The 13,888-nt window shown below is 46.2% G+C and carries 13 protein-coding genes; 1 reads left to right on the forward strand and 12 read right to left on the reverse strand.

The features are described 5' to 3' along the window. Positions 1–34 precede the first annotated feature (34 nt). The 4 genes from ONT19_RS05535 to galE form a co-directional block, all read right to left on the reverse strand. On the reverse strand, positions 35–577 hold the full coding sequence (locus ONT19_RS05535; protein ID WP_118253362.1) for an RNA polymerase sigma factor: 543 nt from the start codon (positions 575–577) through the stop codon (positions 35–37). A 20-nt stretch (positions 578–597) separates the two neighbouring features. Next, on the reverse strand, positions 598–2,058 hold the full coding sequence (locus tag ONT19_RS05540) for a L,D-transpeptidase family protein (RefSeq protein ID WP_367399988.1): 1,461 nt from the start codon (positions 2,056–2,058) through the stop codon (positions 598–600). A gap of 114 nt (positions 2,059–2,172) precedes the next feature. Continuing rightward, a complete protein-coding gene (locus tag ONT19_RS05545; RefSeq protein WP_022121842.1) occupies positions 2,173–2,454 on the reverse strand; it encodes a T9SS type A sorting domain-containing protein in 282 nt (93 codons plus the stop codon). 199 nt (positions 2,455–2,653) lie between these two features. Beyond that, positions 2,654–3,691 (reverse strand): UDP-glucose 4-epimerase GalE, encoded by a 1,038-nt coding sequence (gene galE / locus ONT19_RS05550; RefSeq protein WP_006849003.1) that lies wholly within the window; start codon positions 3,689–3,691, stop codon positions 2,654–2,656. Between the two features lie 176 nt (positions 3,692–3,867). Here galE and ONT19_RS05555 point away from each other — a divergent pair, with 176 nt between their 5' ends. Then, positions 3,868–5,856, forward strand: a complete 1,989-nt coding sequence (locus tag ONT19_RS05555) for a fructose-1,6-bisphosphatase (protein ID WP_117727995.1) — start codon at positions 3,868–3,870, stop codon at positions 5,854–5,856. 54 nt (positions 5,857–5,910) lie between these two features. On the opposite strand, the gene ONT19_RS05560 is transcribed toward ONT19_RS05555, so the two are convergent. From ONT19_RS05560 to ONT19_RS05595, 8 genes are all read right to left on the reverse strand, one after another. Then, positions 5,911–6,369 carry a lipocalin-like domain-containing protein gene (locus tag ONT19_RS05560; RefSeq protein WP_117727982.1) on the reverse strand — a complete coding sequence of 153 codons (459 nt, stop codon included), beginning with the start codon at positions 6,367–6,369 and terminating at the stop codon, positions 5,911–5,913. Positions 6,370–6,389: 20 nt separating this feature from the next. Next, a complete protein-coding gene (locus ONT19_RS05565; protein ID WP_254970383.1) occupies positions 6,390–7,970 on the reverse strand; it encodes a capsule assembly Wzi family protein in 1,581 nt (526 codons plus the stop codon). Positions 7,971–8,105: 135 nt separating this feature from the next. Next, a complete protein-coding gene (nqrF, locus tag ONT19_RS05570) occupies positions 8,106–9,380 on the reverse strand; it encodes an NADH:ubiquinone reductase (Na(+)-transporting) subunit F (RefSeq protein WP_022121847.1) in 1,275 nt (424 codons plus the stop codon). Between the two features lie 18 nt (positions 9,381–9,398). Then, a complete protein-coding gene (gene nqrE, locus ONT19_RS05575; protein ID WP_006848996.1) occupies positions 9,399–10,022 on the reverse strand; it encodes an NADH:ubiquinone reductase (Na(+)-transporting) subunit E in 624 nt (207 codons plus the stop codon). A 1-nt stretch (position 10,023) separates the two neighbouring features. After that, the gene (locus tag ONT19_RS05580; RefSeq protein ID WP_118139423.1) at positions 10,024–10,650 is read right to left on the reverse strand and encodes an NADH:ubiquinone reductase (Na(+)-transporting) subunit D; all 627 of its coding nucleotides are present in this window, start codon (positions 10,648–10,650) and stop codon (positions 10,024–10,026) included. 12 nt (positions 10,651–10,662) lie between these two features. Further along, positions 10,663–11,265: an FMN-binding protein gene (locus ONT19_RS05585; protein ID WP_118190714.1), complete on the reverse strand. Its 603-nt coding sequence runs from the start codon at positions 11,263–11,265 to the stop codon at positions 10,663–10,665. A gap of 18 nt (positions 11,266–11,283) precedes the next feature. Beyond that, positions 11,284–12,441: an NADH:ubiquinone reductase (Na(+)-transporting) subunit B gene (locus ONT19_RS05590; protein WP_264952985.1), complete on the reverse strand. Its 1,158-nt coding sequence runs from the start codon at positions 12,439–12,441 to the stop codon at positions 11,284–11,286. Positions 12,442–12,467: 26 nt separating this feature from the next. After that, complete coding sequence (locus tag ONT19_RS05595) at positions 12,468–13,823, reverse strand: Na(+)-translocating NADH-quinone reductase subunit A (RefSeq protein ID WP_118064478.1); 1,356 nt, start codon at positions 13,821–13,823, stop codon at positions 12,468–12,470. Positions 13,824–13,888: the final 65 nt, after the last annotated feature.

The following is a 13,888-nucleotide window of genomic DNA, read 5'->3' on the forward strand; positions in this document are numbered from 1 at the left end:
CTTTATTAAATAGACGAAAACTAACCGAAAAGGTTTAATCCTTACGATTGAAAAAATCGGTTATTTTTTTCACAGCAAGATGATAGGATGCCTTCAAAGCTCCTTCACTTGTTGACAGCACCTTACTCATCTCTGAATATTTCATATTATCATAATATTTTAGAGTGAAAACTGTGCGCTGAACATCGGGCAGTAGGGCTACAGCCTCTTGCAGTTCTGCCTGAATCTGGTCACCATCAAAATAGTCATCGGCAAGAAGACGTGAAGCCAAGCCCGGCTCGTCTTCGGTACTGACATTTACCATCTGCTTCTTGCGTCTCAAGAAATCAAGCGCTTCGTTAATTGCTATACGGTAAAGCCATGTTGAGAGCGAAGACTTTCCCTGAAACGAATCCAGATTGGTCCAAGCCTTAACAAAGGCATTCTGCAACACATCATCAGCATCATCATGATCTAAAACAATATGGCGAACCTTCCAATACAACGGCTCGCTATACTGACTTACCAGTACAGCAAAGCCTTCGCGTTGGGTCTTAGGATCCCTAATCATCGCCAAGAGTTCTTTATCGTTTATCATTGCTTTTACAAATGTGTTGTTTATAGATATTTTCTCAACATATCGAATATTACCGCATCAAATCCATACACATCAGAATAATCAGCTATTCTGCCTCCTGCTAACGGATAGAGTGTATAATAGGTTATGAAGAGAGGAACTTGAGGATTAACCTTTACGTTATTCACAACAAGTTTTTTATTGGCAAGCGAATCTGCTGTCATCGAATAGTATATCTTTTCCTTCAGTTTCTCGTTTTTGTCAGCCAATAGGAAGACAGCGAAATCGTATGGTTTTTCTATTCTGATACATCCATGCGATACTCCTCTATCCTCTTGTCCAAACACGCCCTTACTGTTAGTATCATGCAGGAAGACCGAGAAATTATTATCAAAACGGAAGATGATTCTTCCCAGAGCATTCCCCTTTCCGCCCCGCTGAGCGATGCCATAAGCACCAGAAATAAGCATAGATCGAGTTACTCTGTTTAAGTCAACCTCCTTACCTGTTGCCACTTCCCTTACATAGTAGTTACGCGCGCGAAAGTAGCCATGATTCCCCACCCGGTGTATCATATCATGGAGAACGATACTACGGGGAACAAACCATTGAGGATTCAGTTCCATACGTTTGATATGACTGTTCAATATCGGGGTTTTGGTTTTACTGGCTCCACATCCTATGCGCATCGAGAGCGTATCCTGATGATCAATAGCCATCAGATGGAACGATGGTATATTGACAACCACATATTTTTCGTGTTGCCAGGGATTATCATACTGCCTCCAGCGGCAACGTTCCATGTTGCAGAGAATTTTGATTCTCATCGCCTTGCCCAGTCCTCCAGTCTTCAATTTTTCCAGCAGTTGATAATAGAAAGGATTCTTAGGCTGTACTTCTTTCAAGAAGGAAGCCACCGAGTCGCATCTAACCATTTGCATAGCCTTCTGATAGAACGCATCATCTGCATGAGCCATTTTTACATCAAACAGACCTCTGAACCTAACGGGTCTCTTGCTACTATCATAAGGATTGGGAGCAAGAGTATCTAAACGATTGAAAACAAAACTAGGATTCATAAATCCAAAATTCTGCCCCATCGTATATCTGAAGTAAGCTTTGGTCAAGCGATACTCCAGTCGGGCTATCACTTGATTTATCTGATTATCAGCTGAATCTAGATTTAAATCTCGTAACCTGTCAATATCTCGGGCTATAGCATCCACATAGAACCGACGTTTATCAAATCCCATATCCGCTACGGAACGCAGGCAAGTCACCAGGGAGTCAGCCTGACTATTTACCCCATGACGTGTAATCCAAAGCAGATTACCTTCATTCTGATAATAGCGACGGGTATGCAAATCAGCAGCATGTCGGTCTTTATCATTTCGCATGATGCTGTCTATCAGATTCCTTACCGCCCTCGAATTGATAGCATAGGCAGAAGAACGTAAGTCCTGATAATCATCTAACGATAATTGGAAATTGCTGTTTGGCACCCTGTCGTGGCAAGAACAGAACATCAAACAGCAAGAAATGATAAGTAACGAAAAATGAAAGACTTTCACTTTCTGATTAAAGTTAAACGGCATTCTAAGGCCTCTATAGTACTATTAATGCTTTACGCAAATTTTGCGCGTAAAGGTATTCCCCACCTTTACAATATAGATACCATCAGCCAATGGCAAGTTTACGCGCTTGTCATTACCTTCTATGCGGAAGGTCTTGATAGTAACACCTGCCACATTATATATTCTCACCACTTGCCCGCTAGCGCCTGTGATATGCATCACGCCCCCAGCATAGTTCAAGTTGATATCTGCCACATCAAGGTCTGCCCATTCTATGTTTCCCTCGTTGGCCATAGCATCCGAAGGAACAGAAAGTGCTAACATTGCAATTGTCAATATTGAAAGTAAAGTCCGTTTCATATATTTTCAAGTTTCGTTAAACCAATAGTTCTTTCTGCAAAGATATATAAAAAAAAGGAAACTTACCGTCTTCCCGACGATAAGTTTCCCAAAAATTAGCTTTTTTAACCTTTCAGAGGAAAAAAGAAGCCAATTCACATTATTTTCTAAAACAACCAACACTTTACATGATGCCATCAGCGCGAAGTTTCTGCTGCCATTTCCAAGCAGAAGCCAACACATCTTCAAGCTTAGCCTCAGCCTTCCAGCCGAGTACCTTGTTCGCCTTGGTGCAATCACCCCAAATTTTCTCAATATCGCCCTCTCTTCGTGGACCATACTTCCAATTCAGTTTCACACCTGTAGCTTTTTCAAAAGTCTCAACAATTTCGAGAGTTGAGTTTCCATTACCTGTACCGATATTGAAATATTCGATAGGCTCAGTCTCCTTATCAAGAACACGTGCCATAGCAGCTACATGTGCCTTAGCCAAGTCTACAACATAAATATAGTCGCGGATACAGGTTCCATCAGGAGTATCATAATCATTACCAAAGATAGTGAGTTCCTTGCGGATACCCATAGCTGTCTGAGTAACGTATGGAATCAGATTGTTTGGCACACCATTTGGCAACTCACCAATCTCAGCAGAAGGATGTGCACCTATAGGATTGAAATATCTCAATACAATGCTCTTGATGGCTGCACCACTATGGATATAATCTGCTATGATCTGCTCATTAATCTCCTTAGTATTGCCATAAGGTGAAGTAGCCTTCTGATGAGGAGCCTCTTCTGTTACAGGCAAATTCTCAGGCTTCGGCTGACCATAAACGGTACAAGAAGAAGAGAAGATGATACCCTTTACCTGATACTTTGGCATAAGTTCCAGGAGATTGATGAGCGATACGATATTGTTGCGATAATACAACAATGGTTTCTGTACGCTCTCGCCTACTGCCTTGCTTGCAGCAAAGTGAATGATACCCTTAATATCTGGATATTTCTGGAATACTGCCTCGGTAGCAGCCTTGTCGCGCAAGTCAACCTGTTCAAAAGCAGGGCGGATACCAGTAATCTTTTCGATACCATCGAGTACTTCAATCTTTGAGTTTGAGAGATCATCTACGATAACAACATTGTAGCCTGCCTGCTGCAACTCTACTGTAGTATGGCTACCTATGAAGCCTGTACCACCTGTAACAAGAATAGTTTGTTTCATAATCAAATATAGTTAGTTTGAAGAATTATTATATTTCTTCTGCAAAAGTACTGCAAAAATCTGAAAAAGCAGAAAGATTTTTCAAAAAAATACTTTTTTCCTTTGTTTTATCTATTATTTATACTATCTTTGCAAAAGATAAATAGTAAAAAGGCTCTAAGAAAATGGAAAAAAACATGAAACATTATAATATAGAACAAGACATGAGATATTTGCAGTTGCTCTCTCAGTCGTTCCCTACTATAGCAGAGGCGAGCACCGAGATTATCAACCTGCAAGCCATCCTCAACCTGCCAAAGGGTACCGAGCATTTTCTTGCCGACATCCATGGTGAGTATGAGGCCTTCCTGCATGTACTGAAAAATGCATCAGGAAATATCAAGCGTAAGGTGAACGAACTCTTTGGCAATACCCTTCGCGAACAGGAGAAGCGAGAACTCTGCTCTCTTATTTACTATCCTGAGCAGAAACTGGAACTCGTCAAGCAGAACGAACCCGACATCAACGACTGGTATCACATCACCCTGCACCAGTTGGTGGCTGTATGCCGTGATGTTTCCAGCAAATATACCCGAAGCAAGGTGCGCAAATCGCTGCCATGCGATTTCTCGTATATTATCCAGGAGCTTTTGCACGAGCACACCGAAGATCATGACAAGACAGCCTATGTCAATGTTATTGTTGATACGATTATCAGCACAGGCAGAGCCGATGATTTCATCATCGCTATAGCCAACGTCATCCAGCGCCTGGCTATCGATCAGCTCCATATTCTGGGCGATATCTACGATAGAGGTCCAGGAGCCCACATCATCTTGGACAAGATGCGCCGCTACCACAGTTGGGACATCCAGTGGGGTAATCACGATGTACTATGGATGGGAGCAGCTGCCGGCAATGATGCCTGCATCTGTAATGTGATCCGTCTCTCCCTGCGATACGCCAACCTCTCGACATTGGAAGAAGGCTATGGCATCAACCTCGTACCACTCGCTACTTTTGCGATGGAAACCTACAAGGAGGATGATTGCAAAGAATTTCTGCCTAAGCTCAGCGGAGGTGCAGCAGCAATGGATGAAAAGACCCAGCGGCTCACCTCTCAGATGCACAAGGCTATAGCTGTCATCCAGTTTAAATTAGAGAGCCAGCTTTTCAAGAAGCATCCGGAATGGAAGATGAAAGACCGTTGTCTTTTTGACCATATCGATTACAGGAAAGGCAAGGTAGAGATTGACGGAAAAGAGTATGACATGACCTCATGCCACTTCCCTACCATCGATCCGGACAATCCAGACAAACTATCTGAAGAAGAGGAAATTCTGATTCAGAAACTGCATCATTCGTTTATGGTCTGCGAGAAGCTGCACAAGCATATCAACGTTATGCTGCAGCATGGTTGCATGTACGCTATCTTCAACAACAACCTGCTTTTCCATGCTTCCTGTCCGCTCAACGAAGATGGTTCATTAAAAGAGGTAGAAATATATCCTGGCAAGAAATTCAGCGGCAGAGCCCTGATGCATCATACGGGCATGCAGATACGCACAGCTTTCCAATCAGATTCTGATCCGAATGAAAAGGAATATGCCATCGATTATTTCATCTACCTATGGTGCGGTCCTGACAGTCCGCTCTTCGACAAGAGTAAGATGGCCACCTTCGAGCGCTATTTCATTACCGATAAGGAGACTCATAAAGAAGAGAAGGGATACTACTTCCTGTTGCGCGATAACGAACAGGTTATCGACCATATTATGGATGAGTTTGGGGTAACCGGTCCTAACCGCCATATCATCAATGGGCACGTGCCCGTTCGCACAACCAAGGGCGAGAACCCTATCAAGGCAAACGGCAAGCTGATGGTTATCGATGGAGGTTTCTCTAAAGCCTACCACAACGAGACTGGCATTGCCGGCTACACCTTAGTATATCACTCCCGCGGATTTCAGCTGGTCCAGCACGAGCCATTTACGAGTATGGAAGATGCCATCAAGCAAGGTACCGACATCAAGAGTACCACACAGATTGTAGAAATGTCGAACCGCCGAATGCTGGTAGCCGACACAGATATAGGTTGCGAACTCCGTAAGCAGATAGAAGACCTGAAGGAACTTCTCTATGCTTACCGACATGGTTTCATCAAGGAATCAGAAAGGAAGAAGTAAGAAACCGAGCATACCCAAAAAGCCCCCGGTGCTACATGCATCGAGGGCTTTTTTTCAGAATTTTCTGAACCGCAATCTCAGGGTTTTACTCTTCAGTTGCATCTTACCTCCGGTCATTACCTCCTTGGCAAAATGCTCATTCAGATGATTGATGCCACAGCTACGCAAAGAATCATTCATTTCTGTTAAAAGTACATCGCCTCCATAATCTTCATGCCATTTATTACGATAAACAGATGTAATCAGCAAACTGTCGGAGGTTTGCTCAAAACGCAGATAAAATCCTCTACCATCACCAAAGTAATCATAATCAGCAACCTGAATCAACTTATACTGGCAGCCCCAGAACACGCGCTTATCTGCAAAGTTACAAGTACCCCCTGTAGCTAAAGTATCTACCTGCTCCAGATGCCAGAAACCATCCAAATCACCATTCTGGCTTGTTTCTACCTCACATGAGCTTAGAGTGAGCATCATAACAGCAAGGGAAAGCACCCCTATTATCTTTTTCATATTTTCTATCTTATCGATTATTATTTTCTTTTCGTCAGCAAGCCTCTTTTGCTGATGGTTATCTGCATACCGGCATTATGTCCCAGCATCTTTTCGCTACCGAAATCCATCGCATAGCCTGCCTTTATCTGCCACTGATGCGGGAAATCGTAATGGGCCTCTACCAGAAAGCTTACATTATGATGCTTTTTTGTAAACGGGTTGCTATATGTACCCCAACCTTTCTGATAGGTGCCTAATATACGATAGCCCAACCGCTGTGTAGGCTGACCATCAAAACCCAGATGATAAGCTATGAAGCGGTTGTTTCTGATATCAATATATCCGTCGTTATTATAAATAGGCGAACGGTAGAGTGGATTTCCTATCACCTGGCCCCAATGCTGCCATCCTGGATAGATGCTGTGGTTATAATAATCATCAGTACCCGCTATATGGTCTGCGATACCCGATGTACGGTCATGATTGTACGGACCACTCTGATATTTGGTATAGAGATACTCCAGCACCACATTTTTCAGCCAGCGTGAATACTTCAGATTCAGTTCGAAGCCCAGCATGATATCCTTCAACGAATACATGAAGAAACGGCGTTTTACTTTCTTATTCCAGTCTGCGCCCTCACCATATCCATTATAGTCGAGGAGAAACATCTGGCTGTGGTCTTCGAAATAATGATCGGCATAGATGGCAGCTTTCCAACTGTCAGTGTCATAATTGATACGCATCAGCCAACTGCCCAACTGGTTGCCGGCAACATTGGCATAAGCCCCTTCTCCTGCATCAGAGCCCGTTGCCGACAGCGCATGCCAGAAGCCTTTCAGATTTTTCTCGGTAGGAATCTGTTCCATACTGTCACCTATTGGACGATATGCATTGCCACCAAACTGAGCAACCATTTCCAAGCCCATTTCTATGCTGAGCGGACAGAAAGCATTCTCGTTTCCGATACGCAGAAAACCTGCTTTGCTGTGATAGAGCATGTGGTCACAATATTTAGTCTGCCGTTTCGTAAAATCATGCTGCCAGCCATCATCCGTAGTCATACCATAAGCCAGATGACCTTTCAGTTGCAGCCAGCCTCTACCAAACGGAAGCGTCCAATATTCAGGAAGCGCCAGACGAACCTGAGGTATCGGACGGGCATTGATACCCAGACACTGGCTACCACTGGAGAGCGACTGGTTTTTCAGCTCCATCGGATATTCCTTGGCACCTGCAGTCAGCACACCATAAAGCCAGCGGGCCTCCACATAAGCCTGCTGCACCACTACATGGCTGGTATAGTTTACCGGTACTGCCACATCTACTCCATATCCTACAGCCCAGCGGCGGGCAGAATCTGCAGAAAGCGGACGAACCAGACTACCTCTGAGATAGCCGTTATTCTTCTCTAAAGAACTTAATCCATGTTTGTTTGCGTTAAGCCACAATGGGGTTTTACCTTTCGAAAACGACCCTTGCATCTCAACACCATATTGTATATCTTCCCGAAGATCTATCTTCTCCGTGCCATCCTCCTCTTGCCACATATACTGTGCCATAGATGGGGCTGCCAGACTGCAAAGGGCAAAACATACACCTACCTTTATCTTATTCATAATTAAATCTATACTTTCAAGATAAAAACGTAATTATCTCTATTATATTGTATATATTCAGAAAAATAAAAAAAGAGCAACACTTGCCTCTCATTTTTTGAGAACAAGCATTGCTCTTTTAATTGAATTATCGTTTTATCCGAAGTTATCGTACATGATGCTCTCAGGATCTACTCCGAGAGAATCCAGATAATCTGTTACGGTCTTGATCAGCATTGGAGGTCCGCAGAGATAGTACTCGCAATCCTCTGGTGCCTCGTGATCCTTCAAGTAGGTATCACGGATGCAGTTAACAGCAAAACCCTCGTAGTACTTCACGCCCTGAGCATCTGCCACTGGGTCCTTGCGGTCCAATGAAAGATGGAAGTGGAAGTTAGGGAATTCCTTCTCAAGCTCCCAGAAGTCTTCCAGGAAGAATGCCTCACCCAACGCACGCGCTCCGTAGAAGAAGTGAAGCTCACGGTCGGTAGTGTGCAAAGTCTTGGTCATGTGCATAATCTGCGCACGCAATGGAGCCATACCGGCACCACCACCAATCCAGATCATCTCCTTGCCAGAAGTGAAGTTAGGATGGAAGTCACCGTAAGGACCACTCATCATTACCTTGTCGCCTGGCTTCAGAGAGAAGATGTAAGAAGAAGCGATACCTGTTGGTACGTTCTGGAATCCTACCTGTGGACGTGGCAAGAATGGAGTTGTGGCGATACGTACGGTCAGGGTGATGATGTCACCCTCGTCAGGATAGTTCGCCATAGAGTAAGCACGAACGGTAGGCTCTGGGTTGTGAGCCTTCAAGGAAAGAATGTTGAACTTCTTCCATGCTCCGATGTACTCCTCGCCAATGAGATCCTTGTCGAAGTCCTTGTCATAATCGATGCAGTCGTATGCAGGAATCTTGATCTGAGCGTAAGAACCCGGAACGAAGTCCATGTGCTCGCCAGGAGGCAGAGCCACCTTGAACTCCTTGATAAATGATGAAACGTTCTTGTTGGAGATAACCTCGCACTCCCACTCTTTCACGCCCATCACGCTCTCAGGCACCTTGATCTTCAGGTCGCCCTTCACCTTGCACTGGCATCCCAGACGCCAGTGGTCCTTAATCTGCTTGCGGGTGAAGTGAGGTTTCTCGGAATCGAGAATCTCGCCGCCGCCCTCGAGCACCTGAACCTTACACTGGCCGCAGCTTGCCTTACCGCCGCAGGCAGAAGGCAGGAAGATGCCGTTCTCATTCAGCGTAGTCATCAAACTGCTGCCCTGAGGCACGTTGATGGTCTTGTCGCCATTGATTTCGATATTTACATTTCCGCTAGGGCTCAGATACTTCTTAGCCACGAGCAGGATGATAACCAGCAGGAGAATCACCACGAGGAAAACTCCGATACTAGCCAATATAAATGATGTATTACCCATATCTATAGTCCTCCTATTTTAGATTTTCAAGCCTGAGAAGCAAAGCATAGCCATTGCCATGAGGCCTACTGTGATAAATGTGATGCCGAGTCCCTGCAATGGCTTTGGCACGTCGCAATACTGCATCTTCTCGCGGATGGCTCCCATCAGCACGATGGCGAGAGTCCAACCCAGACCGGAACCTACGGCATAAACGATGCTATCCCATACTGAGGTGATAGCCTGAGTATTGGTAGGCTCCATCAGGATGCGCTGCTGCATGAAGAGCGATGCACCCATGATGGCACAGTTTACGGCAATCAATGGCAGGAAGATACCCAGCGCTGCATAGAGCGATGGTGAGAACTTCTCTACAATCATCTCTACCAGCTGTACGATACCGGCGATGACGGCGATGAAGAGGATGAAGCTCAGGTATGTGAGGTCAACACCCAGGATTCCATCGGCGCTGAGCACCTTGGTCTGCAACAGGTAATCTACAGGCACGGTGATGAGCAACACGAAGGTTACTGCCAAGCCCAGGCCCAAAGAGGTCTTCACGTTCTTGGATACTGCCAAGTATGAACACATACCCAGGAAGTAGGCGAAGATCATGTTATCGACGAAAATCGAACGGAAAAACAAACTTATTGCGTGCTCCATCTTACTTCTCCTCCTTATAAATATAGGCACGATGTACCCAGATTACACATCCAACGAGAATCAATGCCATGGCTGGCATGGTCATCATACCGTTGTTAACATATCCAAAGTTGTAAGCTCCCTCCGGTATCAGCTGGAAACCGAGCAAAGAGCCGCGGCCCAGGAACTCACGAACAGCACCCATAATCACGAGGATGAGGGCGTAACCCAAACCATTACCTACACCATCGAGGAATGAAGGCCAAGGCTTGTTCATCATGGCGAACGCCTCCAAGCGACCCATCAGGATACAGTTGGTGATGATCAGACCCACATACACAGAGAGCTGCACGCTCACGTCGTAGGCGAAAGCCTTCAGCACCTGGCTCACGATGGTAACCAGGGCAGCAACTACCACCAGCTGAACGATGATACGGATGCGCTGAGGGATGGTGTTGCGGATGATGGAAATAATCACGTTAGAGAATGCCGTGATGATAGTAACGGCAAGTCCCATCACAATGGCTGGCTTCAACTGTGAAGTAACAGCCAGGGCACTACAGATACCAAGCACCTGGACGAGGATAGGGTTGTCGCCGTTCAGTGGCTTGATGAATGCCTCCTTATTTTGTTTACTAAATAATGCCATAATTTCACTTAATTATTTAATGAATTTAGCAAGACCTTCCTTGAGCATGGCATCCACACCGTTGGATGTCAATGTAGCACCGGTAACGGCATCTACATTGTTAGGGTCGCTGGCAGGAGCGTCTTTCTCTACGCCCAGAGCGATGCCCTCTACTCCATCCTTGTGAATCTTCTTGCCCTGGAACTTCTGCTGCCACTTCAAGTTGTCCTTGATTTCAGCACCGAGTCCGGCTGTCTCGCCTTCGTGGTTGAAATATACGCCATAGATGGTGTTGTTGTCGGCATCCACGGCGATGAAGCCTGAAATGCCGCCCCAGAGACCCATACCCTTTACAGAGTAAACGGTCTTCTTCTGACCATCAATCTCGCACTCGTAATACTTCATGCCGTCCTTCTCCTTCTCGTCCTTCACCACCTCTTTATATTTGGCAGCCGCAGTAGCGTTGTCAAGGTCGCGCAGGTTCAGAGAGTTCAGAATCTGCTTCTGAGTATCAAGAGCCACGTTGGCATCCTGTTTTGTCTTCAGCGAAGAAGACACGAACGCGAGCAGGAATGCCACGATTACCACGATGATAACCGAATAGATAATAGTATAGCTATTTGAATTTGTCTTCATATCTACATTCCTCCTACATTATTTAATAGCACGTTTAGCACGGCGAGAGATGTTGCCCTGAACTACACAGTAGTCGATGAGTGGAGCAAACATGTTGCCGAAGAAGATAGCGAGCATCATACCCTCTGGATAACCTGGGTTCATCACACGTACGATGACGGCGATGGCACCGATGAAGAATCCGTAGAAGTACTTACCCTTCTCTGTACGGGCAGAGGTTACAGGGTCGGTGGCCATGAATACGGCTCCGAAGCAGAAACCACCGAGAACGATGTGCTCATACCAGGCGATAGGTGTCATGCCGAGAGCCTGGAAGATAAGCGCCATCACGATGCCGCCTGCGAATACTGAGCCCATGGTCTTCCAGGATGCGATGCCTGTCCAGAGAAGGATGATGGCACCGATGGCGATGGCGATGACTGATGTCTCACCGATACAGCCAGGAATGAAACCGATGACAGAATCGCAGAGACTAGCTGAAGGTATGCTGCCCTGAGCCAGCTGACCGAGAGGAGTAGCAGCAGTGAAGCCATCAGGCAGGGTGTTACCCAGACCGAAGATAGCATCCTTAGCCACCCAAACCTTATCACCACTCATAGCCAATGGATATGAGAAGAAGAGGAACATACGGGCACCCACAGCCACATTGAAGATGTTCATACCGGTACCACCGAAGATTTCCTTGCAGAAGATGACTGCGAAGGCGCACGCCAGAGCGAGCATCCACAGCGGTGTAGAGACAGGAATGATCAACGGGATGATGATACCGCTGACGAGGTAACCCTCCTGGATTTCCTCGTGCTTCCACTGAGCCCAGGCAAACTCGATGCCGAGACCCACGATGTAGCTAACCAGCAACTTAGGGAGGACAGCCAGGAATCCGAAGCCGAAGACCTCGATGAAGCTGGCAGCGTCCAGTGTACCTGCAGCCTTGAAATTCTGGTATCCCACATTATACATACCGAAGAGCAATGCAGGAATCAGGGCGATTACCACAAAGCTCATGATGCGCTTCGAGTCGATGGAATCGTGGATGCTGGCTCCGCTCTTCGCTGTCGTATTTGGCACGTACAGGAAGCTCTCAAAACCGTCAAACACGCTCTCGAAGGCATGCAGCTTACCTCCCTCTTGGAAGTTAGGCTTTATCTTATTGAGATAATTTCTTAATGCACTCATTATTTAAATAATTAATAGTACTAAAACTAAGCGTTCTCCTTGCGCAGGGTATTCAAGCCCTCGCGTACAATCTTCTGCAATTCGAGCTTAGATGAATCCACGAACTCAGCCACAGCAAAATCTTCAGGACTTACCTCGTAGATACCGAGCTGCTCCTGCTTGTCGATATCGCCGGTGATGATTGCCTTGATGAGATACTCACCATAGATGTCCATCGGGAGCACCTTGTCATACTCGCCGCTCATGATCATGTGGCGCTCGCCACCCTTCACGCGGGCATCGAGATTATACTCCTTCTTCTTGCCGAAGAGCCAGGAAAGATATGAACGCGATGTAGAGAACTGATCGGTACGTGGAAGAATCCAACCCAGCATCTCGTCGTTGTCATCACCCTCTGGGATGGCTGTAATCTCTGATGTATGACCACCTACGAAATCGGCTGTAGTCGTCTTTACACCGGTAAGAGGATTGCCATTGATAAGTCGCACATGGTCAGTAGCTTTCAGCTGATTGGCTACAAAACTGCTTAAAGGTGTACCTACCAAAACTTCAGCATAGCCAGGAGTCTTGATTTCACTACCAGCTACAGCTACAGTCTTGTGCAAATCAACCTTACCTGTCAGGAAGAGTCTTCCGAAGAAGATAACCGATGCTGGATCTACTGTCCAAACTACCTCGCCCTTGTTTACAGGGTCGATGTTGTTCACCTGTACGCCTACATTACCTGCCGGACAAGGACCGTCGAATACATTGAGTTCTACGTTCTTAGCCTCGCCGAGCGCATTGCTGTGCTGGTCAACGCCAACACCAAGATAAGTTTTCGCAATCTTGCTCAAGGCTGTCAAACCCGTCTGGAAAGCCTCTTCGTTGCCTTCGAGTTCTACCTCAAAGTCGGCTGCGAGCGGCATGTCGCGGAGGGCAGAAACGAAAATTGCCTTAGGCTTGGTGTCGGGAGTTGTGGACACAGCATAAGGCAACTGGTTGATGTATCCGAAGAGACCAGCCTCAAGCAGCGCCTGCTTGACAGCCTCACCGTCTAACGCATCAACGTTTTTCTTACCAAAATCCGTAGAGGTCTGTACTGCGTCGGCCTTCACCTTCACGCAGAGCACCTTTCGGCGCTCACCTCTCTCAATGGCGGTTACTTCTCCGCTCACTGGCGAGGCAAACTTCACCTCCGGGCAAGCCTTGTTCACAAACAAGGCATCTCCGGCATTGACATGATCGCCCTCGCGTACCACTACCTTAGGAGTCACACCCACGAAAGCCGCAGGAACCAGCGCATACTCGCCAGCCTGAGCCACCTGGAGCGTTACATCCTTGGAAGCCTTACCCGTAAGGTTAATGTCCAAGCCTTTACGTAACTTAATTACATTTGCCATAACTACATTAAAAAATATTATATATAAACTTACTAATCACTTCAAGATATATGCGTCAGCGCCCT

Origin of the sequence: Segatella copri, from assembly GCF_026015625.1 — a bacterium.
Lineage (GTDB): Bacteria > Bacteroidota > Bacteroidia > Bacteroidales > Bacteroidaceae > Prevotella > Prevotella copri_H.